Genomic DNA, 23,532 nt, shown 5'->3' on the forward strand with positions numbered 1-23,532 from the left:
TCTCGGGTGATACAGCTTATGGATAAGGTTGAATGGCATCCGCCAGCCCACTGACAGCAGCCAGTTGACTGACGGCCGCCATTCAAACACGAACCGACATCTGCCGAACAAAGGACCGCCATGCCGCCACCCACAGCTTCCCGGGGCAGCGGTTATGTCTGAACAGGCCGCCCTGCCAGGCACAGCTGCCACCACGCTGCCTGCCACGGCCGCTGAGACCAGCCCGGACAATCCATGGCCGCTGCAGTTGCTGTCCCAGAAACTCAAAGCCCACATCGACCGCACACCGTCGGCGTGGGTGGAGGGCCAGGTCATCGAGATGAACCGCCGCGGGGGCAACGCGTACCTCACCCTCCGGGACGTGGATGCGGAGATTTCCCTGCCAGCGTCGGTCTGGACCAAGATTCTGGACCGCCAGAACATGCCCCTGGAGCGAGGCTCCCGGGTGGTGGCCCTGCTCAAGCCGGAGTTCTGGCTGAAGACCGGCCGGCTCAACATGCAGGTCCGTGACATCAGGCCTGTGGGCCTTGGCGATCTGCTGGCGCGGATCGAACGGCTGCGCCAAGCCCTCGCCGCCGAGGGGCTGTTTGCCGGTTCACGGAAGAAGCCGCTGCCACTGCTCCCCCACCGCATCGGCCTGATCACCGGACGGGACTCCGACGCTAAGAAAGACGTCGTCCAGAACGCGGCACTGCGCTGGCCCGCCGTCGAATTCGAGATCCGCGAGGTGGCGGTCCAGGGCAACACCGCAGTCTCGCAGATCATCCGCGCCCTGCAGGAGTTGGACGACCGCCCTGACGTGGATGTCATTGTCATCGCCCGGGGCGGCGGAGCCTTGGAGGACCTGCTGCCGTTCAACAGCGAGGAACTGATCCGTGCCGTCGCGGCCACGGTCACCCCGGTGGTCAGCGCCATCGGACATGAGGCAGACCGCCCCCTTCTCGACGACGTGGCGGACCTCCGCGCGTCCACACCCACTGATGCTGCCAAGCGGATCGTGCCTGACGTTGCCGAGGAACTGGCCGGCGTGCGCCAGGCACGCGAGCACCTGCGCAGGAGCATCGGCAGGCTCGTGGACAGGGAGTCGGACCGGTTGTCCGCACTCCATTCCCGGCCGGTTCTGGCCACCCCCGAAGCAATGGTCACCGGACGCGCGGAGGAAATCGAACGCCTCCTGAGGAGATCATCGGCCGCCGTCAGTTCAACGGTGGTGCGGGCGGCCGACCAACTGGTTCACCTGCAGGCCCAGGTCCGTGCCCTGTCACCGCAGAAGACGCTGGACCGCGGCTACGCCGTCGTCGAACTGGCCAACGGCCGGCCGGCCCGTGCCACTGAAGCTGCCGGCCACGCTGTGGTCCGCGACCCATCGGAGGCGCCGTCGGGAACCGCGTTGTCCGTACGCGTGGCCCACGGCCTGTTCGGCGCCACATCCACTGGGGAACTTCAACAAGGAGACGCACATGCCCGAGACAAAGCCTGACCCTGAAATCGAAGCACTGAGCTATGAGGAAGCCCGCGAACAGCTGGTGCAGGTGGTGGGGAAGCTCGAGGCCGGCGGCGCAAGCCTCGAGGAGTCCCTGGCGCTCTGGGAACGCGGCGAAGCACTGGCAAAGCGCTGCGAGGAGTGGCTGGAGGGCGCCCGCAAGCGGCTCGCTGCCGCCCGCGACCAGCCGCTCTGACCAGCCAATGACCAAAGGCTCCCATGTAGGTAGCAGTAAGTGTCGTTTTGAATGCTCAAAACGACACTTACTGCTACTCAGTTGTTGAACAGCGGCGCAGACCAGCCCTGCAAGGCGGCCGCCTAGGACCGTTCGACGAGCTGGCTTTCCACGCCGAGGTCGAACTCCACCTTTGGCCACTCCAGCCGCAGGTCAGTCAGGGCGCCGAGCACCAGCTGCTGGACGGCGATCCTGGCGAACCACTTCTTGTTGGCCGGTACCACGTGCCACGGAGCAACCTCGCTGTTGGTGTTCTCGAAGGATGCCTGGTACGCCGCCATGTAGTCGTCCCAAAAGGCCCGTTCGGTAAGATCGCCGCGGCTGTACTTCCAGCACTTAACCGGGTCATCCAGGCGCGCCAGAAGCCGGGCTTTCTGCTCATCCTTGCTGATGTTGAGCATCACCTTGACGATCTTGGTCCCGGAGTCCGCGAGCCTGGCCTCGAATTCGTTGATGGCCACGTACCGGCGTTTCAGTTCCTCAGGAGATGCCCACCCGTGGACCCGGTGGATGAGGACGTCCTCGTAGTGGGAGCGGTCAAAAACGCCCACCATGCCGGCGGCCGGGACTTCCTTCTCGATGCGCCAGAGGAAGTCGTAGGACTTTTCCTCCTCCGTGGGGGCCTTGAACGCCTTGAGTTGGACACCTTGGGGATCCATGGCGCCCATAACGTGCTTGACGATCCCGCCTTTGCCGGCCGTATCCATCGCCTGCAGGATCAGGAGAATCCGCTTGGACCCGCCAAACCGGGATTCGGCAAACAACTGCTCCTGCAGGCCAGTCAGCTTCCCGTCCAGGTCCGCCAAAAGTGCCTCGCCGTCGGCCTTCTTTCCGGGGTAGCCGGGGGTGGAATCCGGATCCACATCCGCAAGGGCAAAGCCCTCCCCCACTTTCAGCGCTTGAGACGGGTGCTGCTCGAACTCAACCAAACCGGCCATGGCGTTCCTTTGTCCGCAGTTACCGCCCCAAAAGGCGCGTCACCACAGGCTAGTTCCCTTGGTACCGGCTAAGGAAGTCCCCCATTCGTCCGATCGCTTCTTCAATGTCCTTGACGTTCGGCAGCGTGACCATGCGGAAGTGGTCGGGCCGGACCCAGTTGAACGCCCGGCCGTGTGACACCAGGATCTTCTGCTCCTTCAGCAGGTCCAGGACAAATTTCTCGTCGTCACGGATGTGGAAGACTTCCGGATCCAGGCGCGGGAACAGGTACAGCGCGCCACGGGCCTGCTGTGTGCTTACACCGGGGATGGCGTTGAGCATGTCGTAGGCCTTGTTCCGCTGTTCCAGCAGCCTGCCGCCGGGCAGGATGAGGTCGTTGATGCTCTGGTAGCCGCCGAGGGCGGTCTGGATGGCATGCTGGGCGGGTACATTGGCACAGAGGCGCATGTTGGCCAGGAGGCTGATGCCCTCCAGGTAGTCCGAGGCATCCTTCTTCGGGCCGGAGATGGCCATCCAGCCGGCACGGTAGCCGCAGACGCGGTAGGCCTTGGACAGCCCACTGAACGTGAGGCAAAGGACGTCGTCGCCCGTCAGCGCGGCCATGTTGATGTGCACGGCGTCTTCGTACAGGATCTTTTCGTAGATTTCATCGGCGAAAAGGATCAGTCCGTGCTTTTCAGCCAGGGCCACGATCTTCTTCAGCGTCTCTTCCGGATAGACAGCGCCCGTGGGGTTGTTGGGGTTGATCACCACAATGCCCTTGGTGCGGGGCGTGATCTTGGCTTCAAGATCCTCAAGGTCCGGCTGCCAGCCTGATTCCTCATCGCAGAGGTAGTGCACGGGCTTCCCGCTCGCCAGGGCAACGGAAGCGGTCCACAGCGGGTAGTCCGGTGTGGGAATCAGCACCTCGTCGCCGTCGTCAAGCAGCGCCATGAGGGACATGGTGATCAGTTCGCTGACGCCGTTGCCCAGGTAGATGTCATCCACATGGATGTTCTGGATTCCGCGGGTCTGGTAGTACTGGGAGACGGCGGTCCGGGCGGAGAAGATGCCCCGGGAGTCGCTGTAACCCTGGGCATGGGGCAGGTGGCGGATCATGTCCACGAGGATCGCGTCCGGGGCTTCAAATCCAAACGGCGCCGGGTTTCCGATGTTCAGTTTGAGGATCCGGTGACCCTCCGCCTCCATCTGCTGGGCGGCCTGAAGAATCGGTCCACGGATGTCGTAAAGGACGTTGTGAAGCTTGGTGGACTGCTTGAATTCTGCCATCCATCAAATATGCCATATGGCGGATGTACTTCCGTTGAGACCTCGCACACACGGACGACGGCGGCTGCCGGCCCGTGCGGGTCCGGCAGCCGCCGTCGTGATTTCCGTTGTGGAGACAGGCGTTACTTGACGATGCCCTTGTCCTTGAGCCAGGTAGCCGCTGCGTCTTTGGCATTTTGCTTCTGGCTGCCGCTGACTGCGCGGTTGAGGTTGACCAGGTCCTCAGTGGTCAGGATCTTCGATACGGCATTCAGTGCGTCCTTGGCCTTGTCGGTCATTTTTGCCTTGTTGTAGAGCGGCAGGACCTGCTGGGCCTTGAAGTTGTTCTTGGGATCCTCCAGCACCACCAGGTCGTTGTCCGCGATGGACGGTGTGGTGGTGTAGATGTCAGCCACCTGGACGTCGTCGGTCAGCAGTGCCTGCAGGGTCAGGTTGCCGCCGCCGTCGCTGAAGGGCTTCAGTGCCTTGAGTTCGCAGCCGTAGTTCTTTTTGAGTCCCGGGAAGCCATAGGCTCGGGTTTCGAACGTTGCCGGCGCCGCCATGGTCAGGTCCTTGCAGACCTTGGCGAGGTCCTCAATGGACTTCAGCTGGTACTTCTCGGCGGTGGCCTTGGTGACCACCATGGCGTCCTTGGACTCGGCCTTGGATGCCTCCAGGACTGCCAGTCCTTCGGGGAGCTTCCCCGGCAGGGCTTTGTAGATGTCGTCGGCCGAGACCTCCGCAGCTTCAGGATCCACATGCGAGAGCAGGTTGCCGGAGTAGTCCGGGACAAGGTCGACAGAGCCGTCCTGGACCGCTTTGAAGTAGATTTCGCGGGCGCCGATGTTGGGCTTGGTGGTTGCCGTGACCCCTGCAGCAGTCAGTGCGCCGGCATAGATCTCAGCCACGATCTGGCTCTCCGGGAAGTCAGCCGAGCCGACGATCAGCGACCCGCCCGCGCCACCGGTTCCCGGGCTGGTGGTGGGGGTAGCCAGCGGATCGCTGCCGCCGCAGGCCGTCAGCGCGACGGCCAGGCCGACGCCGGCAGCCATGCCAGCCAGTCCCCGTCGGGTAAGGATTGTCCTGGTGTTGTCTTTCATGGGGTACCTCCTTGAAGAGCAGCTGGCGCAGGCGCGGCAGCTGGGAGATCAGCGGTGGCCTGCTGGCCACCGTGCAGATCGGTTTTGAGGCCGGGCGAAAGAAGGACTCTTTGCACCGCGGCCAGGATGAGGTCAACAACGATGGCCAGCCCTGCGATGAGCAGCGAACCGGCAAGCATCCGCGGGAAGTCCTGCAGGACCAGGCCATCAAAAAGGTAGCGGCCCAGCCCACCCAACGGCAGGTACGCAACCACGGAAACCGTGGCAATGACCTGCAGGACGGCAGTTCGGACGCCGCCGAACATAACCTGCAGCCCGTTGGGCAGCTCAACCCGGAACAGGATCTGAAGCTCCGTCATGCCCATGGCCCGGGCAGCATCCACCACGGTCCTGTCCACACTTGAAATACCGGCGTATGTTCCCGCGAGCAGCGGCGGCACCGTCAGGATGACCAGTGCCCACACCGGGGGCATCAGGCTGCTCCCCGCCAGGAGGGCGAAGAGGACCAGCAGGCCCAGCGTAGGCAGGGCCCGCAGCGCCCCCGCCACAGCTACGGCCACCACGCGCCCGCGGCCCGTGTGCCCGATGTAGAGCCCTGCGGGCACCGCGATGGCTGCCGCAATCACCAGGACCAGCCCGCTGTATTGGAGGTGCTCCAGGAGCCGGACGGGGATGCCGGAACTGCCGGTCCAGTGCAGGGGATCGGCAATCCAGGCCAGGGTGTCCACAAAAATGTTGCTCATGGCGCGGCCCCCGTGTGGATGTTGGCATCGGCCAGATAGCCTGCGGCGGAAGCCGCCGAGGGGCCGGACGCTTTGGCGGCGCGGGTCCACGGCGTCAGCATCCGTTCAAGGAACACCAGCACGGCATCCATCAGCAGTGCGAGCACCAGGATGGCAATGATCCCCACTACCACTTCCGTGACGAAGTTCCGTTGCAGTCCGTCGGTGAACAGCATGCCCAGATTCCCCACGCCCAGGAGTGCTGCGACGCTCACCAGGGAGATGTTGCTGACGGAGACCACCCGCAGCCCGGCAAACATCACCGGAAGGGACAGCGGCAGGTCGATCTGGACAAAGCGGAGCCATGGCTTGTACCCCATGGCGATCGCAGCCTGCCGGAGATCCTCCTCCACTGAGTCAAAGGCATCCAGGGCGGCCCGGACCAGCAGCGCCACCGCGTAGATGGTCAGGGCAACAATGACATTGAGCGGGTCCAGGATCCGGGTTCCGAGAATCGAGGGCAGGATGATAAAAAGCGCCAGCGACGGGACGGTGTACAGCAAAGAACTGGCGGTCACCACAAACGACCTGAGCGCCGGGTGGGTCCGCGCCAACTGCGCCAGCGGAATGGAAATAACCAGTCCCAGGACCATCGGAACGAGGGCAAGGACCAGATGCTGGCCAGCCAGTCCCATGACCATGCCGCTGTTTGCCAGGAACCACTCCATCAGAGTGCAGCCTGCCGTTCCTGGCGGGCGTCCTCAATAACGCCGAGGACTTCCTGTGCCCTGACGGTCCCCAGGACCTTGCCGTCACCGTCCACCGCCACACCTTGGCCGGACGGGGACGAAAGTGCCGAGTCCAGGGCCCGCCGCAGGGACTCGCCGGGGCGGAAGAGTGACCCGCCGGGGATGAGCTCTGAGTCCGTCCCGGGCCTCGCCCAGCCCAGCGGGCGCCGGTCCGGATCCACGACGAGCTGCCAGTCGGTCACCGCAGCGGGATCGCCGGCGAACCGGCCGGCACTCATCACGAGCGTGGGCACCTGGTGGATGGTCACGGCGTCGGACGTGGTGAACCCGAGGTGGCGGAAGCCACGGTCCCGACCCACGAAGGACGCCACAAAATCATTGGCCGGTGCCCGGAGGATTTCCTCAGGAGTGGCGTACTGGGCCAGCCGGCCGCCGACGGCGAAGACGGCCACCTTGTCGCCGAGAATTGTTGCCTCGTCGATATCGTGCGTGACGAAAACGATGGTCTTTGCGAGGTCTTTCTGCAGCCTCAGGAGTTCCTGCTGCAGTTCCTCACGCACCACGGGGTCAACGGCACTGAACGGTTCATCCATTAGCAGGACGGGCGGATCGGCGGCGAGCGCCCGGGCCACACCGACGCGCTGTTGCTGGCCGCCGGAGAGCTGGGACGGGTACCGCTTCCCGAGAGCGGACGCCAGCCCGACGACGTCGAGCAGTTCCGTGGCGCGCTTGCGGGCCTCTGCCTTGGAAACGCCGTTGAGCCGGGGCACGGTGGCGATGTTGTCCAGCACGGAACGGTGCGGCATGAGTCCGGAGGACTGCATGACGTAGCCCATGGACCTTCTCAGCTCCGCGGCAGGAACCGAGGTCACGTCCCGCCCGTCCACGGTGATCACGCCGGACGTCGGTTCCACCATGCGGTTGATCATCCGCAGCGAGGTGGTCTTGCCGCAGCCGGACGGCCCTACAAAAACGGTGATGGAGCCCCTGTCGATGGACATGGTGAGCTGGTCCACAGCGGGCTGCCCGCCCTGATACTGCTTGGTGACGCTCTGGAACTCAATCATGGCTTGGTCCATTCTGCGGACTTACCTGTTCTGTTGGACGGCATCGGACAGTGTTCGGTCATAAGCTCACTGATATTTACGGTAACGCAATCCGTTGCCAGCGTAACCGGATCCGGAGGCAATCCGGGCAAGAGAATCCCTACTGTAACCATTCGCTGGGCCGCACGAGGATGGGTCTTTCGATCACAACGTGCGCGTGCTGCGCTTACGCCTGCCTCCGCCCACGCCTAGAGTTGGACTGTGACCAACTTGGAAGTGGCTCCGCAACAGGAACTTTGTCCGCCCGCAGGCCCTGAGGGGACGTCCGGCCCCTGCCTGCAGCTCTGGCCGGAACGGGAGGTTCCGCTGGGCGGTGTGCGCGCCATGAACGTCCGGCGCACCCTCCCGCAGCGCGGCCTGCCCACCATCGGCGCCTGGTGCTTCCTGGACAGTTTCGGCCCGGACCGCACCGCCATGTCAGTTCTCCCCCATCCACACACCGGGCTGCAGACGGTCACGTGGCCGCTTGCGGGGAACGTCCGGCACAGGGACAGCGTGGGCAGCGATGTTGTGGTCAGGCCGGGTGAGCTGAACATCATGACCGCCGGGCCCGGGGTGTCCCACTCCGAGTTCGCCGTCCTGCCGGATCCCGACGCCGGCGCGCCGCTGCCGGTGCAGCGCGGCCTGCAGCTCTGGGTAGCGTTGCCGGACGCGGAACGCCACCGCGAACCCGCGTTCGAGCAGCACCGCGAACTGCCCTCCGTGACGGGGCCGGGTTTCACTGCGACGGTGATGGTGGGCGAATTCGCGGGGGCGGTATCGCCGGCCACGATGTACTCCCCCATCGTCGGCGCAGACATCTCCTGCGAGGGCCTGGCCGTCCTGCCGCTGAACGCCCACTTTGAGCATGCCGTCCTGGTGCTCGACGGCGGGCTGACGCTGGACGGGCAGGAGGTCCCGCCCGGGCCGCTGGGCTACCTGGGCACGGGACGCCCATCGCTGGAATTCCAGGCCCTGCCCGGAACGCGGTTCCTCCTGATCGGCGGGGAGCCTTTCCAGGAGGAACTGCTGATGTGGTGGAACTTCGTGGGCCGCACGCACGACGAAGTGGAGCAGGCCCGTGAGGACTGGGAAGCCCAGGCCGCCCTGCCTGACGCTGCCGCCCGCGGGGCCCGCTACGGGCTGGTTGAGGGGCACGGCCCGGATGCTGGCGCCGAAGCCGGCCGCATCCCCGCTCCCATCATGCCGGCCGTCAGGCTGACACCGCGGAAGCGGTCAGTCGGTCCCTGACGCTTCCGCTACCAGCTTCGGGACGCCAAACACAGGGTCCTGGTCCAGGACACGGACATCGGTGACGCCGTCGGCCGCCAGATGGCTCCGGAAAGAGTCCTGCAGCGGGACCACATTCATGCCCAGTCCACTGCCGAGAATGACCGGGCCGTCGATTCCAAGCTTCCGCAGTGCCTGCGCGGCCAGCCCCGCAAGATCCTGACCGGCCTGGTCCAGGAGCTCCTGGCTAGCCACGTGGCCAGCCGCTGCCGCGTCCACCACCAGGCGCGCCTGCTGGGCCCAGAACCGGCGGCCGGTATCCGGGGAATGGAAAAGCGCAATAAGCATGTTGGGGTGGCCCACTCCGCAGGCGGCAAGCAGCGCCTCGGTCAGCTGGTCCGCCGGGAGTCCCTGGTTCATCCGGCGCAGGCTGTACCGGACCGCCTCACGGCCCAGCCAGTAGCCGCTGCCTTCATCCCCCAGCAGGTAGCCCCAGCCGCCGGCGCGGGCCTCGTCGCCGGCGGCGTTCCTTCCCCAGGCTGCGGAGCCGGTTCCTGCGATCACGGCAACACCGGTACTGGCACCGCCCGCGGCGAGCAGCAGGCGTGAATCGTGGACCACCGTGACTTTGGCTCCCGGCACATGGGGTTCGATCAGCGCAGCAAGGGCCGCGGCGTCGTCGTCGGTATCTATGCCCCCGGCCCCGGCATACACCCGGGCCACCTGGCCACCGCCGATCCGGGCGAAGAGATCCGCGAGGTTCAGTGCCGCCTGTTCGCGGCTGACGTTCTGGACGTTGGAGCTGCCTGCGGACTCGTCGGCCACGGCAACTCCGTCCTCAAACCTGACGCCGCGGGTCTTTGTACCGCCGATATCCAGGCCGATGATGACCCCCGCGAGGGGACCCGGCGCGGCCGGGGTGCCGCCCAACGGGTGGTTTCCGGAAATTGCGGTCTGGTGGTGTTCGGTGTCAGTCACGTCCCCCAGCCTACTGAAACACCGCCGGCGAATCGCTGCCGGGCCGCGGGCCGCCGTCGTGTCTCAACACCCCGTGCCCTATCCCCTCCTGGAACGGGCGGCCACCAGCCCCGCCAGCAACCGGGGACCTTCCTGCAGGACCATCTCCCGGAAGAAGCGGACAGTATCCGGCTCGGCGTCGGGGCCGGGTTTCCGCCTGCGCCAGCCCAGCCCGATTTCGCGGTACGCCAGGCCTGATTCCAAGGCAAGTTCAACCCAGCCCAGGTTGCCCGTTTCCGGGCTGACGTGGCGCCCCGGCGCACTTCCCCCCGGCGGCAGGATGCTGATACCAAGTCCCGCGGCGACCAACCCGCGCGCGGTGTGCGTGTCCTGGCTTTCGAAGGCGATCCGCGGCCGGAAGCCGGCCTCGCGGAACAGCGCATCCGTCAGTGACCGCATGCCGTAGCCCGGCTCCAGCGCCACAAAGGGGTCGCGGCGGATGTCCTGCATCCTGACGCTGTCCCGTCCGGCCAGCGGGTGGCCGTGGTGAACCACCAGGCGGAGCGGCTCGCGGTAGAGCGACGCCGAGGAGATGGTGCTGCTTGCCGCCGGAACGGGGGCGGTCAGGGCCAGGTCCGCCTGGCCCGAGGCGAGCCCCGCGAGGCAAGTGTCCCGCGCCCCCTGGCGGAGGATGAAGCCGGCCTCCGGGTGGCGGCTGCGGAAGGCACTGATGAGCAGGGGCAGGGTGGCCTCGCCGAACGTGTGCTGAAAGGACAGGGACACTTTCCCCCGCACCACGTCCGACTCGTGCCGGACCAGGTCCAGTCCGGCCTGGAATTCCGTCAGGGCCGATTCGATGTACGGCAACAGCGTGCGGGCGGCCGCTGTGAGGCGGATGCCACGTCCGTCACGGATCAGCAGTTCGGTCCCGACGACGGCGCTGGCCCGGGACAGTGCCCGGCTCACCGTGGACTGGGGTACTCCAAGGAGCTCGGCCGTTTCCGTGACGTGCTGGGTCCTGCCCAGTTCAGCGAGGATGGGGAGCAGCGGCAGGAGCTTCACCAGCTGTTTGTGGTCCCCGTGCATGGCCGCACCCCTTCAAACGTTGCATTTCTGATATCAATCGTAGTCAAAAGATGCATTGGAAGCATACATTCCCGAAGCCTACCCTTGAGCTATGCCCCAGAATGCCGCAGCGCCAGGAACCTTCAGTCCCCCGCAGGGTAGCTGGCCGGGACATCCCAAAGGATCCGCTGCCTACAACAAAATCCTGGCCGGCCTGGCCTTCGCGGGCGTGGCAACGTTCGCCCAGCTCTACTCCACCCAGGCGGTCTTGCCGCTCCTGGCAGCAGACCTGAAGGTGACCGCGGCAGAGGCCGCGCTGACCATTTCGCTGGCCACTGTTGGCCTGGCCATCACGGTCATTCCCTGGTCCTTCCTGGCGGACAGGATCGGCCGGGTCAAGGCCATGGCATGGGGCATCTCCGCCGCTACCATCCTGGGCCTGCTGGTGCCGCTCGCCCCCACTTTCGGCGCACTGCTTGCCCTGCGGCTGCTCGAGGGCATGGCACTGGGCGGGATCCCGGCCATCGCCATCGCCTACCTGAACGAGGAAGTGAACAGGGCCCACGCGGCCATGGCCGCAGGCAGCTACGTGGCCGGCACAACGCTGGGCGGGCTGGCCGGCCGGCTGGTGGCAGGCCCGGCAGGTGAGTTGTGGGGCTGGCGCACCGCCGCCCTGGCTGTGTCCCTGCTGGCAACAGTGGCCGCCGTGCTCTTCCTGGTCCTGGTCCCGAAGGCCAAGGGGTTCACCGCTGCCAAGGCTACCGGGCTGCGCGGTGCCGTGGCGACGCTCGGCGGGCATGTGCGCAATCCCCGGCTGCTGGCGCTCTACATCCAGGCCTTCCTGATGATGGGCGGGTTTGTGGCCGTCTACAACTACCTCGGCTTCCGGCTGTCCGCTGTGCCTTTCACGCTGCCTGCCACCCTCATTAGCCTGATCTTCCTGGCCTATCTTTCCGGAACGTTCTCCTCGCGCTGGGCCGGCGGGTTGACGGCCAGGTTCGGCCGGCGGAATGTGCTGCTCGCGGGCATCGTCCTGATGGTGGCCGGACTGGCGCTGACGCTGACACAGGTGCTGGCCCTGATCCTCGCCGGCCTGGTGATCTTCACCGGCGGCTTCTTCGCGGCCCACAGCATCGGTGCGGGCTGGACCGGAAGCATCGCCACCACCGGCCGCGCCCAGGCGTCGTCGCTCTACAACCTGGCCTATTACCTGGGCTCAAGCGTTATCGGCTGGGCCGGCGGACTGGTGTTCCAGTCCCTGGGCTGGACGGCTCTTGCCGTGGCAATCATGGTCCTGGCCTGCATCACGGCGGTGACAGTCGCCGTCGTACATCCCCGGGGGATCGGCGAAACCGCACGGCCCGGCACACCAGGGCAGGCCGAAGCCGCGGGGCCGTAGAACTATCCGCCGTCAAATGACGGGTCTGTCAGGCGATTGTTCGGAGCCAAGGATGCGTTCCGGGGTGATCAGCAGGAATCCGGCGTCTAGGATGAACTGACGGACATTCAAGGAGATTCCATGAGCAGCAACCCAAAAAACATCCGGCCGGCCAGCCACTTTGAGCCGCTGGATGCCATTGATGAACGGCTTCTTGCCGCTTTGGTGGACGATGCACGGATCTCCAACAAGCAGTTGGCTGAACTCGTGGGCATTGCCCCGTCCACCGCGCTCATGCGGACCCGCGCATTATCCGAACGCGGCATCGTCCAGGGATTTGAGGCGAAGCTCAGCCTCTCGGCCATCGGCAGGTCCGTCCAGGCACTCGTGGCCGTCCGGTTGCGGGCCCACGACAGGGACCAGATCGACCGCTTTACAGCCCGCGTTCCGCACCTGCCCGCGGTCCTCTCCACGTTCCACACGTCAGGCTCCGTGGACTACCTGCTGCACATCGCCGTCGCCAGCACCGAGGACCTGCGGGACTGGGTCCTGGACAATCTCGCCACCGACCCCGTGGTGGGCCACACCGAGACCACCCTCGTCTTTGAGCACATCCAGGGGAACCACGGCCCGCTGCCGGACTAGGCTGTCCGCTGCAGCGCTGTCCGCAGCGTGCCGGCGGACAGCGCCATAGCCGCGGCGCTGCACAGCGCCACAAAGCCCGCGACCGCCGTCGGCAGCCCGAACGCCGCTGTGGCCCAGCCCAGCCCAATGACGGGCACGGCGCTGCCCAGGTACGTGATGACATAAACGGTGCTGATGACCTGGGCGTGCTGTGACGCTTCCACCTTGGCGGCCACATCATTGAAGACCGTGCGGAACGCGACGCCCTGGCCCAGCCCCGCGGAGACGCTGGCTGCGGCCAGAAGCAGCGGACTGCTCCAGGCGGCCGCCGCGGCGAGGAGCAGCACCGAGGCGCCCAGGACCGCCAGCCCCGCGGGCACCACAAAGCGGCCCCGCACGGACAGCACCTGGCTCAGCGCTGAGGCGGCGAGCGTCATCCCGGCCAGGGCGCCGATCAACGGCCGTGAATCGGCCTGAATGATCGGGGCGAAATAGGCCGGTGCCAGCGACAGGCAAAATCCAAAGACGGAGAAACTGAGGAACCCGACGGCGGCCGCAAGCCAGAAAGCGCCCCTCGCCCCGGCGGCCACCGCGGGCCGGCGGGGAGCCAGGACCAGGACGGGCCGCCGGCCGACCGGAGGCTTGATGGCCGGCCGGGCCCGAAGCAGGTAGAGCGGCACCAGCATTCCCGCCAGGACGAGCGAGTGAACGTAGTAGGGGGCGGTGGTGGGCCCGGGCAGCAGCGAGAGCAGGCCGCCGATGACCGGACCGGCCGCCACGCCCCCCGCCGTGGCCAGCAGGGTGAAACGGGTGGCCCACTCCGGGCGGGACGGGAGCAGTTCCCGCAGCGCGGCGGCACTGGCACCCGTGGCCAGGGCAACGGCCACACCCTGAAGGGCGCGTCCGGCAGAGAGCGCCACCAGGTTTTCGGCCTGCGAGAAGACCCAGCTGCCCGCCAGGCCGGCGAGTACAGCCAGGATAAGCGCCGCCCGCCGGCCGATGTGGTCCGACCAATGGCCGGCCAGCATCAGCGTTGCCACCAGGGCAAGGACATAGCTGGCAAAGGCCGCCGTGACCCCGAGCGCCGAGAGGCCAAGGTTTGCCTGGAGCAGCGGGTACAGGGGCGTGGCCAGGTTCGCACCGACGAGCAAGGTGAAGATGACCGCACCGGCCATCACCAGCCGTGCGGTGGTGGATGCATCCCAGCCCCGGCGCCCGGCGGTGGCCGGACGCATGCGGAGTTCATTGAAGACTGTCATTGGCGCTGCCTTGGCGTCGACCGGGGCGGGAAGTCCTTGTGGGAAGCCGCCCCGAGTGGAAACTGATACCTAAAGAATGCTTCAGTGGTGACTGTTTGGGCGTTTGTTCGTGGAAAAATTGATCAAAATACGCAATTCCTTGTAGCTCCAATAAGTGAAAGTGATAGTTTGCCTAGCCTTGATCCCACTGATCTGAAGATCCTGCTGGAACTCATCCGCGATCCCCGCATCCAGATCGGCGAGTTGGCCGAGGCGCTGGGGATTGCGCGCAACACCGCACAGTCGCGTGTCCGGCGCCTGCTCCGCGCCGGGGTGCTGCACGACGGCGGCCGCGAGATTGACCTAGAGGCCGTGGGGTACGACGTCGTCGCCTTCGTCACGATCGAAGTGACGCACCGGGAACTGGACGGAGTTGTGGGCGCCCTCCGGCTGCTCCCCCAGGTCCTGGAGGTCCATGAGATCTCCGGGCGGGGCGATGTCTGGTGCCGCGTGGTGGCCACTGATACGCACAACCTGCAGACGGCCCTCCGCCAGATCCTCCGCATCAAGGGCGTCATCCGGACCGAAACCGTCCTGGCTCTCCACACCCACATTCCGTACCGGACCGAACCCCTCATCAGCCGCCTCGCGCAGGCCGTGCCCGGCAATCCAACACGGCCCAGGCAATTGTCCGGGCGCGGCGGCGGGTCCCCTGCAGACAGTTAGGATTCGAGCATGGATTGGCTTTCACATGTTTCACAGATCAACTGGCTGGCCGTGGCACTGGCCTTCATCTCGAGCATGGCTATCGGCTTTGTCTGGTACCTGCCGGCCGTGCTGGGAAAGCGGTGGATGGCCGCCATCGGAAAGACTGAAGAGGACCTCAAGAACATCGGCGGCGGCGCGGGGATCTGGGTTCCCATGATGGTGGCGGCCGCCCTGACCGCCGTCCTGCTGGCCGTCCTGATCAGCAAACTGGGCCTTGACAACGCAGCGGCGGGCGGCGGGTTCGCCCTGGTGCTCGCCCTGGTGTTCCGCGCCGGCGGGCACGTCATCCATAACGGGTTCGCTGGCCGGCCGTGGGCCGTCACGCTGATCGATTCCGGCCACGATCTGCTCGCCATGACGGTGGCCGGGGCGATCATCGGGGCCATGGCCTGACGTGACCATCATCGACAATGCCGTCTACGTGGACGGTGTCCGGACTGCGGAACCGGTGAGCCTGGAACAGACATTCGAGACCCTCGCCGACCACGGGGGCATGGCCTGGATCGGGCTGTACCGGCCCACCGCAGCAGAAATGGCCGCCGTCGCCAGCGAGTTCGGGCTTCATGCCCTGGCGGTGGAGGACGCCATCTCGGCGCACCAGCGGCCCAAGTTGGAGCGCTATGAAGAGCACCTCTTTACCGTGCTCCGCCCGGCGCGGTATCTGGACGCCACCGAGACCGTGGAGTTCGGCGAGCTGCACATCTTCACGGGCCGGAACTTCGTTGTCACCATCCGCCATGCCGAGATGGCCGGCGTTGCCCGGGTCAGGCGCCGCCTGGAGGGCCGCCCGGATCTGCTCCGGCACGGCCCGGAAGCCGTCCTCTACGCCCTGCTGGACCTGGTGGTGGACGACTATGCGCCGGTGGTGGCCGGTTTGGAAAACGACATCGACGAGATCGAGGACCAGCTCTTCAGCGGAGACACCACTGTTTCCCGCCGCATCTACGAACTCGCCCGCGAAGTCATCCAGTTCCAGCGCGCCATCCATCCGCTGCCGGACATGATGCAGCAGCTCAAAAGGGGCTTTGAAAAGTACGGCGTGGATTCTGAACTGCAGCACAGCCTGCGGGATGTGGAGGACCACGTGGAGCGGGTGATCTCCCGTGCGGATTCGTTCCGTGACCTGCTGCAGAACGCCCTCACACTGGACGGGACCCTGACCGCCAACCGGCAGAACGAGGCCAGCGCCCAACAGAACGAACAGGTTAAAAAAATCTCCTCGTGGGCGGCGATCTTCTTTGCGCCCTCGATCGTGGCAGGGGTCTACGGAATGAACTTCGACCACATGCCCGAGCTCCACTGGGTCATTGGCTACCCGATGGCCATCGCGCTGATGGCCGGCACTGCAGGCCTGATGTACGCCATCTTCAAGCGGAAAGGCTGGCTGTAGGGCTTCAGGCGACGTGGAGTTCTACACTCCCGTGGCCTGAGTCCGCGGCGCCGAACACCAGCCGGCGGTTGGCGATCTTGTCCGTGAAGAAGCGGTCGTGGCTGACCACCACCACCGCGCCCGGGAAATGCAGCAGGGCGCGCTCCATGACCTGCGTGCTGGAGAGGTCCAGGTGGTTGGTGGGCTCATCCAGCAGCAGGACCGAAGCACCCGAGAGCAGGCATTGGGCCATGGCCACCCGGGCACGCTGGCCGCCTGAAAGGTTGCCGATCTTTTGCTTGAGGTCAGCTTCGGAGAACTGGAACATCGACAAGAACCTGTTCACCGACTTCTTCGTCGCTGTCAGGGCCAGGCTGTCAGGCATCGCGTTGACCGCATGGGTGACCGTGTCGTCGTCGTCCAGTTCTTCCAGCACCTGGTTGTAGGAGACCATCCCGGCACCCTTGGCCCAGGCCACGCTGCCGGAATCGGCAGGCTCTTCGCCCGTGAGGGCCCGGAGCAACGTGGTCTTTCCGCTGCCGTTGGACCCGATGACGGCGATCCGGTTGCCGCGCCCGATCTCGAAACTGAGGCCGCTGAACAGTGTCCTGCCGCCGTAGGCCTTACTTAGGGAATCCACCCGGCACAGGACATCCTTGACGTACAGGCCGCCGTAGATCTCCGTGATGATCTGGTCCACGGGCCGGGGCGCCCGGGACTTCTTGATCCTGGCCAGCTGGTTTGCCAGCCCCTTACCGGCCGCCTTGGCCGCTTCCCGCCGGTCGGAGATGCCTTCGGCCTCGAAGGCCAGCAGCTCGGACTCATGGACGAACTGGCTCTCCAGGCTCTTGAGCTTGAACTGCTTGGCCACCACGTATTCGGCGAAGTTGCCCGGGTATTCGTGGAGGTGGAAGTTCTCCACTTCGATGATCCGGGTGACCACGGAGTCCAGGAACTTCCGGTCGTGCGAGACGATGATCGCGGCGCCTTTGAAGGTCCGGAACCAGCCTTCCAGCCATTCGACGCCGGCCACATCAAGGTAGTTGGTGGGTTCATCAAGCAGGAGGACGTCCGGTGCTTCCAGCAGGATCTTTGCCAGGGCGGCCCGGTTCCGCCAGCCGCCGGAGAGCTCGTCGATGGCGCACGTGCGGTGGTGGTCGCTGAAGCCGAGGGTGGTGAGTACCTTGTCGATGCTGCGCTGGTAGTCCCAGCCATCGAGCCGGTCCATCGCCTCAAAGAGTTCGGACTGGCGGCGGATCAATTCATCCAGCCGCGCTGCGTCCGAGGAGTCGGCGGCGATGGCCGCATCGATGCCGGCGAGCTCGGCTTCGATCTCTTTCACGTGGGCGAACAGCCCGTCCAGGACCTCTGCGATAGTGGATTCGCCGTTCAACTCCGAGAACTGGGAGAAGTAGGCGGCCTTGGTTCCGAGCTCGACGGCGACGGTCCCTGTATCGGGAGCCACCTGGCCTTGGATCAGTTTCAGGATGGTGGACTTGCCCGAGCCGTTCTTGCCGATCAGGCCGACCCGGTCCCCTGCTTCAAGCTTGAAAAAGGCTTCGCGGAGAACCTGGGTTTTCTCAAAGCTCACGTTGACGTCGTTCAGCCGGATCAAACTCATTGATGGTGTCCAATCCAGTGTTCGTAACGCTTGGAAGCGGTGGGGGGGTCCTGCAAGTCTATTCGAAACAAGCTGGTAGGCCGGGACAGGGGCCAACACCGGCTACACAGCCCGGAGTTGGCCAGCCTCTTCCCGACGGCCCCCTAGGCTTGACCTATGCCGCCGACTCCGACACCGATGCCGCTCGATGTTTTCGTCCACACCGCCCCTGCCGAGTGGTGGCAGATCGTGGCCGCACTGGGCCCGCTGGCGGTGCTGCTCGGTGCGATCATCGCCTGGTTTACTCTGCGGCAGCGTTCGACATCCGACAGGATGCTGCTGCAACAGAAGACTGACGCCGACAGTAGAGCCGAATGGTGGAGGCGGACGCAGTGGGCTTTGGATCAGGCACTTTCCCCCGATAAGAACACGAAGGCGCTCGGGCTGGCGACCCTGGCGGTTCTGACCCGCAGTGAGCTTGCCAGGAAAGAGGAGCTCGAGTTGCTCGACATCGCGTGGCAGGCTGTCAACGGGACCTCCGACAGTGACAACGATGAGGAGCCCGCCGACGACCCAGGCATCATGGACTCAGCTGACAACGTCGGCGACAATGGAACCACCAGCGACGACAGCGAGGAGGGTAGACAATGAGCAGCACACCGGAACAGAAGAAGGCCCGTGCTGTCCGCCCCGTTCCCGCTAAGAACTCTGCCGCAGCGGACCACCGGGTCCAGGTGGCCGCCGCCAAACTGCGGGTAGCCCTCGATGAGCGTCTGGGCCGTCCGACGCCGCAGAAGACCAAGGCCCTCGCGAAAGAGAACTTCTAAGGCACGGCAACCAGGCAACGCCGGGAGTCGATCCTGGAGAAGCCGTCGTTCCGCTCGGCTGCCGTGAAGCGACGCGCGATCATCCCGTTGTCACATCAGCCCCAAAGTGTTACCAAAGTCTTTTACTCGAGCATCTCCGTGCAGCACAAAAACCCTGAAATCTGTGGAGCTAAGGAGATTCGAACTCCTGACCTCTTCGATGCGAACGAAGCGCTCTACCAACTGAGCTATAGCCCCGGAACAGTCCGCGTCCCCGGGAGGAACGGCAGTACCGGTGACCTTAGGCTACAAATTTTCGTCCCGCATTGCGAATTGACACTCCGCTCCCGGGCTGCTGCGCGGCTCGAGCGGCGGCGACCGCCGTGGTGAGGTGTCAGGCGCGGCGGCGCTGCAGGACGTCGTCGAGGTTGCTCAGGGCGCTCTGCGCCTTGGTGAGGGGCTTGGCGGCAGGCGCAGCAGGCGTGGCTGCCGGGACGCCCTGTTTCAGGGAAGGCTTACCGACGGCTTTGGGCGCCTCCGGCAGATCAAGCGGCTGGGGAGCCGGACGCTCGGCTTTTGCGGCCTCAACGTACACCGGTTTGGGTACATCCACCGGTTCCCAAGTGGTGTCGGCCGGCTTCAGCGACGCGGCAGCACTGGCATCTCCGGCGGCTACGGCGACGGCCAGCGCGGCTTCCCGGAGCTCCATAGCGGTCAGGGGCTTCGGCTTGGGTTTGGGCTGGTGGGCCTCGGCGTCAAAGAGCCGGCTTTCCGGCTGGGCTGCGGGACGCGCTGCGGTGTCCGGAGCGGCAGATCCCTGTCGCCGCACCGGGGCACTCATTGCGGAGCGGAACGCGGCGTTCACTTTGGCTTTGCGGTCACGCACAGCAAGGAAGCGCAGCACGAACACGGCTGCAATGGTGGTGCCAAGGCCGGCGACCGGCAGCAGCGCGCTTCCGATTCCGAACGGCAGAAGAGCGCCTGAGACAAACGCGGTCAGCAGCGCCAGAACACCCACGAGGGCGAGCCCTGTCCGGCCATAGCGGATCCGGAAGGCGCCGCCCGTCGTCGCACGTCCGGACGTTTCCGTTGCGGTTTCGGGGCTCTTCCTGATCTCCATGGCTTTCTCCTGCTGGGCGGTGATGTTCAGTACCATCCCGGCTCTCGGTTCCGATGATTCAATGGCTGGTACTTCCGCCAGGAAGTCGCCGGCGGCCTGGGCCTGGTGCCGGCGGTTCCGCAGAACGTAGGGCGCCACCCACACGATCCAGAGCACAACGGCAACCACAAGGATCACTGAGCTGCTTAGGGGGAAGTCCACAATCAAAACCGTATGAGCATTAGGGCAGCCGCCCCCGCATTAGCCACGGTGTGTCGCCGGCAACGTGGCAATTCATTGGATTTATGACCTTGGAAGTACGCAAGCCAGGTTCATGCGCGGAGCGTCAGGTCCGGGAGGCAAGCCACGGCGTGAGCAGCCCCTCCGGAACCTCATCAGCGGTCAGCGCGAAGGACCGGTGGTCCGCCCACTCCCCGTTGATGTGCAGAAAGCGTGGACGGTAGCCTTCGTCGCGGAATCCCAGCTTCTCAACCACGCGCAGGCTGGGGCCATTCTCGGGCCGGATGTTGATCTCCATCCGGTGCAGGCCGAGGGCCTGGAAACAATGGTCCGTGGCCATGGCCACTGCCGTGGGTGCGATGCCATGACCGGCGCGCGCCTGGTCAACCCAGTACCCCAGCGTGGCCATCATGGCCGAACCCCACACAATCGAGGACACAGTCAGCTGGCCAACGATGACCGGGGCAGCCAACATGGGCGTCCGCTCAGTGATCAGGAACGGCAGGGCCGTCCCTTGGGCGGCCTGTATTTTCAGGGACCGCACCATCTGCCGGTAGTCGGGCAGCGCACCGCCGGGTGCCGGGTTGGATGCTTCCCAAGGCGCAAGCCACTCGCTGTTGCGCCCCCGGACCTGGGTCCACTCCTTCTTGTCCCGGTAACGGATGGGGCGCAGGATCAGGTCGCCGCATTCGAGGGTCACGGGCCAGATGGGTCCGGGGCGCACGGCAGCTATTTAGCGAGGCCGGCTGTGAAGCCCGGCAGCCACTCCCTCAGGCCGGGACCGAGGTCGTCGCTGTCGATGGCGAGCTGGACGCAGGCCTTGAGGTAGCTCAGCTTGTCACCGGTGTCGTAGCGGCGGCCGCGGAAGACCACTCCGTAAACTCCGTAGCCGTCACCTTCGCCGGCCGCCAGCTCCTGCAGGGCGTCGGTCAGCTGGATTTCCCCGCCCCGGCCCGGGCCGGTGTGCTCGAGCACGTCAAAAACCGTGGGGTGGAGGACGTAGCGGCCGATGACGGCCAGGTTTGAGGGTGCCTCGTCCACGCTGGGCTTTTCGACGAGCTTGTTGATCCTGACGTAGCCTTCACCGTCGATCTCCTGCACGTCGGCGCAACCGTAGGCACTGATCTGGGAGGGTTCCACCTCGATCAGGGCCACCACGGATCCGCCGGTCTTGGACTGGACTTCGATCATGGTGCTGAGGAGTTCGTCCCGGGCATCGATCAGGTCATCGCCCAGGAGGACGGCAAACGGTTCGTTGCCGACGTGCTGCTTGGCACGCAGTACGGCGTGGCCCAGGCCGTTGGGATCACCCTGGCGGACGTAGTGGATGTCACCGAGGTTGCTGGCTGCCTGGATGGACTCAAGTTTGGCCAGATCGCCCTTGGCTTCCAGGGTGTCCTCCAGCGAAGGAACCCTATCGAAGTGGTCCTCCAGGGCACGCTTGTTGCGTCCCGTGATCATCAGGATGTCGTTAAGGCCAACGTTGACAGCTTCTTCAACCACGTACTGGATGGCCGGCTTGTCCACCACCGGGAGCATTTCCTTGGGCATGGCTTTTGTGGCGGGCAGGAACCTGGTGCCGAGGCCGGCAGCGGGAATAACGGCCTTGCGTACTGTCTGCTGAGTGGTAGTCACTGGACTAATCTAACGGAGGGGCTGACCATTCAGTAATTTTTGGTGTCGCCTGGGCCAGCGCGGCGCAGACGCTGCAACGGCCACCCTGAACGGCAAAGAAGGAGCGGCATGTCTCAAGTCAGCAGTGAAGCCAAGGCGGACATCCGCGCACGCCATCGTGCGCGCCGCGCCGCGACGGACGTCACCCAGCGCGACGCGGCGGGCGCCGCCCTGGCGGTCCACGGCGCCGCGTGGGCCGAGCAGCTGACCGGCGGGACGCCATCGACCTTTTGCGCCTACCTGGGGGTAGTACCCGAGCCGCCCACGCTTCCCCTGATCAGCGAGCTTCACCGGCGTGGCCACACCGTCCTGCTCCCTGTCTGCGAGCCCGGCCGCAGGCTGAGTTGGACGTACTGGACCCCCTGCGTCGAGTTTGTCCGCAGCCGCTATGCACCGGTGCTGGAACCTGCCGGACCACGCCTTGACCTCGGCATCATGGCCTCAGTTGCTGCACTCTTCATCCCGGCCACGGCCGTGGACAGGGACGGCAACCGCATTGGCCAGGGCGGCGGCTACTACGACGTCCTGCTGGGCTCCCTGGCCGGGGACGGCCTTGAGATCCCGTTTGCGGCCGTCGTCTTCGATTCCGAACTGCTCCCGGCGGGAAGCATTCCCGCCGAAGACTTTGACCGGAGGGTTCCGGCTGTCCTGACGCCGTCAGGCTTGATCCGACTGCCTGACCCGGACTGACGGAGGGCTACTTTCCCGGGGTGATAGAATTGGCACTCAGGCCCTGCGACTGCTAATGGACGATTTCCGCTCATGACGGCACAGGACCTCTCGTTTGCCCCAGAGGAGGATCAGCAGTGCCCACTTACGCCTACGCCTGCAAGGATTGCGGCCACGCCTTCGACGTTTTCCAGTCGTTCACTGACAGCACCCTGTCGTCATGCCCGGAGTGCCAGGGCGCCTTGCGCAAGAAGTTCAACAGCGTGGGTGTGGTCTTCAAGGGCTCCGGTTTCTACCGGACCGACTCCCGGGACGCCAAGGGAAGCACCGTTTCGGCTGCCCCCTCCGTCCCCGCCGCCGCACCGGCGCCTGCCACGGCCGCTGCCGCCAGCTGACCTCCGGCCTAAAAAGACGTACGACGCCGGCAACGCGGTTGTCCACATAGGCACCTTTGCTGCTGTCGGACTTGGTTGCCGGTACGTAGCGTGGGTCCCATGCCCGCAACCCTCTTTCGTTCCAGCCGCGGCTCCGCCCCGCCGGGACGCCCGGTCCGCCGTCCGCTCCCATCAGCACGCACCCGGGGCGCGCGCGGCCACAGGCTGTTGTCCTGGCTGGGCCGGAACCGGCGCCTTGCGATAGCGCTCCTGCTCTGCCTTGCTGCCGGGATCACTGTCCATCAGCTCACTCCCCCGCCCGCCGATACGGTCTCGGTGTTGGCGGCTGCGCGGGATCTCCCCGCAGGCACGGCCTTATCAGCCACAGACCTCACGGCAACGAAGATCCCGCCGGGCATGCTGACCGCCGGGTCCCTGTCCGACACCAGTGAAGCCGCGGGAAAACAACTGGCAGCCCCTCTGCGGAGGGGCCAACTGGTGACGGATTCCCTGCTGCTGGGACCGGGCCTCCTGACCGGAACGCCTCCGGGCTCCGCAGCCGTGCCCTTGAGGATGGCCGACCCTTCCTCCATCCAGCTGGTATCGCCCGGGCAACTGGTCAACGTGGTGCTGACCGGGGCGAACGGCTACGACCAGCAATCCCCGTCAGAAGTACTGGCTTCATCCGTTCCCGTCCTCTGGACGTCAGGACAGGGCGGCAAGACGGGTCAGTGGTTAGGCACCGCCGAGACCGACGGGCTGATCGTCGTGGCGGCAGCCCCGGAGCAGGCCGCCCGGCTGGCGGGGGCCTCCACACAGGGCAAGCTGTTTTTCGTCCTAGTGGGACCTGAGGGCGGGGCCGGGTGACGCCGTGGCAGCC

General features: G+C 65.6%; 26 protein-coding genes and 1 tRNA gene. 13 read left to right on the forward strand and 14 right to left on the reverse strand.

Annotated elements, in window-relative coordinates; translation table 11 throughout:
* The first annotated feature begins 154 nt into the window (after positions 1 to 154).
* Both xseA and AC3IT0_RS15115 read left to right on the forward strand, forming a co-directional pair.
* Positions 155 to 1,480: an exodeoxyribonuclease VII large subunit gene (gene xseA / locus AC3IT0_RS15110; protein WP_489320554.1), complete on the forward strand. Its 1,326-nt coding sequence runs from the start codon at positions 155 to 157 to the stop codon at positions 1,478 to 1,480.
* Positions 1,461 to 1,679, forward strand: coding sequence for an exodeoxyribonuclease VII small subunit (locus tag AC3IT0_RS15115; protein WP_056344066.1), 219 nt, complete (start codon positions 1,461 to 1,463; stop codon positions 1,677 to 1,679). Before xseA ends, AC3IT0_RS15115 begins: the two co-directional genes overlap by 20 nt.
* Before the next feature lie 122 nt (positions 1,680 to 1,801).
* Here the strand turns inward: AC3IT0_RS15115 and AC3IT0_RS15120 are convergent, their stop codons facing one another.
* From AC3IT0_RS15120 to AC3IT0_RS15145, 6 genes are all read right to left on the reverse strand, one after another.
* Positions 1,802 to 2,656 (reverse strand): polyphosphate kinase 2 family protein, encoded by an 855-nt coding sequence (locus AC3IT0_RS15120; RefSeq protein ID WP_489320555.1) that lies wholly within the window; start codon positions 2,654 to 2,656, stop codon positions 1,802 to 1,804.
* Between the two features lie 49 nt (positions 2,657 to 2,705).
* Complete coding sequence (locus tag AC3IT0_RS15125; RefSeq protein ID WP_489320556.1) at positions 2,706 to 3,926, reverse strand: pyridoxal phosphate-dependent aminotransferase; 1,221 nt, start codon at positions 3,924 to 3,926, stop codon at positions 2,706 to 2,708.
* A 122-nt stretch (positions 3,927 to 4,048) separates the two neighbouring features.
* Positions 4,049 to 5,005 (reverse strand): ABC transporter substrate-binding protein, encoded by a 957-nt coding sequence (locus tag AC3IT0_RS15130; protein ID WP_489320557.1) that lies wholly within the window; start codon positions 5,003 to 5,005, stop codon positions 4,049 to 4,051.
* Positions 5,002 to 5,748: an ABC transporter permease gene (locus tag AC3IT0_RS15135; RefSeq protein WP_489320558.1), complete on the reverse strand. Its 747-nt coding sequence runs from the start codon at positions 5,746 to 5,748 to the stop codon at positions 5,002 to 5,004. Before AC3IT0_RS15135 ends, AC3IT0_RS15130 begins: the two co-directional genes overlap by 4 nt.
* Positions 5,745 to 6,455 carry an ABC transporter permease gene (locus AC3IT0_RS15140; protein WP_489320559.1) on the reverse strand — a complete coding sequence of 237 codons (711 nt, stop codon included), beginning with the start codon at positions 6,453 to 6,455 and terminating at the stop codon, positions 5,745 to 5,747. Before AC3IT0_RS15140 ends, AC3IT0_RS15135 begins: the two co-directional genes overlap by 4 nt.
* Entirely contained in the window at positions 6,455 to 7,555 is a 1,101-nt protein-coding gene (locus tag AC3IT0_RS15145) for an ABC transporter ATP-binding protein (protein WP_489320560.1), read from the reverse strand. Before AC3IT0_RS15145 ends, AC3IT0_RS15140 begins: the two co-directional genes overlap by 1 nt.
* 228 nt (positions 7,556 to 7,783) lie before the next feature.
* Between AC3IT0_RS15145 and AC3IT0_RS15150 the strand changes: the two genes are divergently transcribed.
* Positions 7,784 to 8,812, forward strand: a complete 1,029-nt coding sequence (locus tag AC3IT0_RS15150) for a pirin family protein (RefSeq protein ID WP_489320561.1) — start codon at positions 7,784 to 7,786, stop codon at positions 8,810 to 8,812.
* On the opposite strand, the gene AC3IT0_RS15155 is transcribed toward AC3IT0_RS15150, so the two are convergent.
* Both AC3IT0_RS15155 and AC3IT0_RS15160 read right to left on the reverse strand, forming a co-directional pair.
* A complete protein-coding gene (locus AC3IT0_RS15155; protein WP_489323812.1) occupies positions 8,798 to 9,739 on the reverse strand; it encodes an N-acetylglucosamine kinase in 942 nt (313 codons plus the stop codon). The genes AC3IT0_RS15150 and AC3IT0_RS15155 overlap by 15 nt on opposite strands.
* Positions 9,740 to 9,847: 108 nt before the next feature.
* Positions 9,848 to 10,834, reverse strand: a complete 987-nt coding sequence (locus AC3IT0_RS15160; protein ID WP_489320562.1) for a LysR family transcriptional regulator — start codon at positions 10,832 to 10,834, stop codon at positions 9,848 to 9,850.
* A gap of 91 nt (positions 10,835 to 10,925) precedes the next feature.
* Here AC3IT0_RS15160 and AC3IT0_RS15165 point away from each other — a divergent pair, with 91 nt between their 5' ends.
* Both AC3IT0_RS15165 and AC3IT0_RS15170 read left to right on the forward strand, forming a co-directional pair.
* Entirely contained in the window at positions 10,926 to 12,212 is a 1,287-nt protein-coding gene (locus tag AC3IT0_RS15165; protein ID WP_489320563.1) for an MFS transporter, read from the forward strand.
* Between the two features lie 120 nt (positions 12,213 to 12,332).
* Positions 12,333 to 12,836, forward strand: coding sequence for an Lrp/AsnC family transcriptional regulator (locus AC3IT0_RS15170; RefSeq protein ID WP_111908434.1), 504 nt, complete (start codon positions 12,333 to 12,335; stop codon positions 12,834 to 12,836).
* On the opposite strand, the gene AC3IT0_RS15175 is transcribed toward AC3IT0_RS15170, so the two are convergent.
* Positions 12,833 to 14,074: an MFS transporter gene (locus tag AC3IT0_RS15175; protein WP_489320564.1), complete on the reverse strand. Its 1,242-nt coding sequence runs from the start codon at positions 14,072 to 14,074 to the stop codon at positions 12,833 to 12,835. The two genes, AC3IT0_RS15170 and AC3IT0_RS15175, sit on opposite strands and share 4 nt — an antisense overlap.
* A gap of 168 nt (positions 14,075 to 14,242) precedes the next feature.
* On the opposite strand from AC3IT0_RS15175, the gene AC3IT0_RS15180 reads away from it, so the two are divergent.
* The 3 genes from AC3IT0_RS15180 to corA are packed head-to-tail and all read left to right on the forward strand — an operon-like array spanning position 14,243 to position 16,211.
* Complete coding sequence (locus AC3IT0_RS15180) at positions 14,243 to 14,779, forward strand: Lrp/AsnC family transcriptional regulator (RefSeq protein ID WP_489320565.1); 537 nt, start codon at positions 14,243 to 14,245, stop codon at positions 14,777 to 14,779.
* Positions 14,780 to 14,788: 9 nt separating this feature from the next.
* Complete coding sequence (locus AC3IT0_RS15185; RefSeq protein WP_489320566.1) at positions 14,789 to 15,214, forward strand: DUF1761 domain-containing protein; 426 nt, start codon at positions 14,789 to 14,791, stop codon at positions 15,212 to 15,214.
* Position 15,215: 1 nt separating this feature from the next.
* A complete protein-coding gene (gene corA, locus AC3IT0_RS15190; protein WP_489320567.1) occupies positions 15,216 to 16,211 on the forward strand; it encodes a magnesium/cobalt transporter CorA in 996 nt (331 codons plus the stop codon).
* Between the two features lie 4 nt (positions 16,212 to 16,215).
* Here the strand turns inward: corA and AC3IT0_RS15195 are convergent, their stop codons facing one another.
* Positions 16,216 to 17,811 carry an ABC-F family ATP-binding cassette domain-containing protein gene (locus AC3IT0_RS15195; RefSeq protein WP_489320568.1) on the reverse strand — a complete coding sequence of 532 codons (1,596 nt, stop codon included), beginning with the start codon at positions 17,809 to 17,811 and terminating at the stop codon, positions 16,216 to 16,218.
* A gap of 156 nt (positions 17,812 to 17,967) precedes the next feature.
* Between AC3IT0_RS15195 and AC3IT0_RS15200 the strand changes: the two genes are divergently transcribed.
* Together AC3IT0_RS15200 and AC3IT0_RS15205 are read left to right on the forward strand one after the other, a co-directional pair.
* Complete coding sequence (locus AC3IT0_RS15200) at positions 17,968 to 18,441, forward strand: hypothetical protein (protein WP_489320569.1); 474 nt, start codon at positions 17,968 to 17,970, stop codon at positions 18,439 to 18,441.
* Positions 18,438 to 18,617 (forward strand): hypothetical protein, encoded by a 180-nt coding sequence (locus AC3IT0_RS15205; protein ID WP_489320570.1) that lies wholly within the window; start codon positions 18,438 to 18,440, stop codon positions 18,615 to 18,617. Before AC3IT0_RS15200 ends, AC3IT0_RS15205 begins: the two co-directional genes overlap by 4 nt.
* A 164-nt stretch (positions 18,618 to 18,781) precedes the next feature.
* Here the strand turns inward: AC3IT0_RS15205 and AC3IT0_RS15210 are convergent.
* The 4 genes from AC3IT0_RS15210 to galU all read right to left on the reverse strand — a co-directional run bounded on the left by AC3IT0_RS15210 (position 18,782) and on the right by galU (position 21,570).
* Positions 18,782 to 18,854: transfer RNA gene (locus AC3IT0_RS15210), tRNA-Ala, on the reverse strand.
* Between the two features lie 136 nt (positions 18,855 to 18,990).
* On the reverse strand, positions 18,991 to 19,893 hold the full coding sequence (locus tag AC3IT0_RS15215) for a hypothetical protein (RefSeq protein WP_489323813.1): 903 nt from the start codon (positions 19,891 to 19,893) through the stop codon (positions 18,991 to 18,993).
* 148 nt (positions 19,894 to 20,041) lie between these two features.
* Positions 20,042 to 20,659, reverse strand: a complete 618-nt coding sequence (locus AC3IT0_RS15220) for a GNAT family N-acetyltransferase (protein WP_489320571.1) — start codon at positions 20,657 to 20,659, stop codon at positions 20,042 to 20,044.
* A 5-nt stretch (positions 20,660 to 20,664) separates the two neighbouring features.
* Positions 20,665 to 21,570: a UTP--glucose-1-phosphate uridylyltransferase GalU gene (gene galU, locus AC3IT0_RS15225; RefSeq protein WP_489320572.1), complete on the reverse strand. Its 906-nt coding sequence runs from the start codon at positions 21,568 to 21,570 to the stop codon at positions 20,665 to 20,667.
* 108 nt (positions 21,571 to 21,678) lie between these two features.
* Here galU and AC3IT0_RS15230 point away from each other — a divergent pair, with 108 nt between their 5' ends.
* The 3 genes from AC3IT0_RS15230 (at position 21,679) to cpaB (ending at position 23,519) form a co-directional block, all read left to right on the forward strand.
* Complete coding sequence (locus tag AC3IT0_RS15230; RefSeq protein ID WP_489320573.1) at positions 21,679 to 22,299, forward strand: 5-formyltetrahydrofolate cyclo-ligase; 621 nt, start codon at positions 21,679 to 21,681, stop codon at positions 22,297 to 22,299.
* Positions 22,300 to 22,415: 116 nt separating this feature from the next.
* Positions 22,416 to 22,673: an FmdB family zinc ribbon protein gene (locus tag AC3IT0_RS15235; protein WP_489320574.1), complete on the forward strand. Its 258-nt coding sequence runs from the start codon at positions 22,416 to 22,418 to the stop codon at positions 22,671 to 22,673.
* Positions 22,674 to 22,772: 99 nt separating this feature from the next.
* Positions 22,773 to 23,519, forward strand: a complete 747-nt coding sequence (gene cpaB / locus AC3IT0_RS15240; RefSeq protein ID WP_489320575.1) for a Flp pilus assembly protein CpaB — start codon at positions 22,773 to 22,775, stop codon at positions 23,517 to 23,519.
* The last annotated feature ends 13 nt before the right edge of the window (positions 23,520 to 23,532 follow it).

The organism is Pseudarthrobacter sp. KH_020_B, from assembly GCF_057840185.1.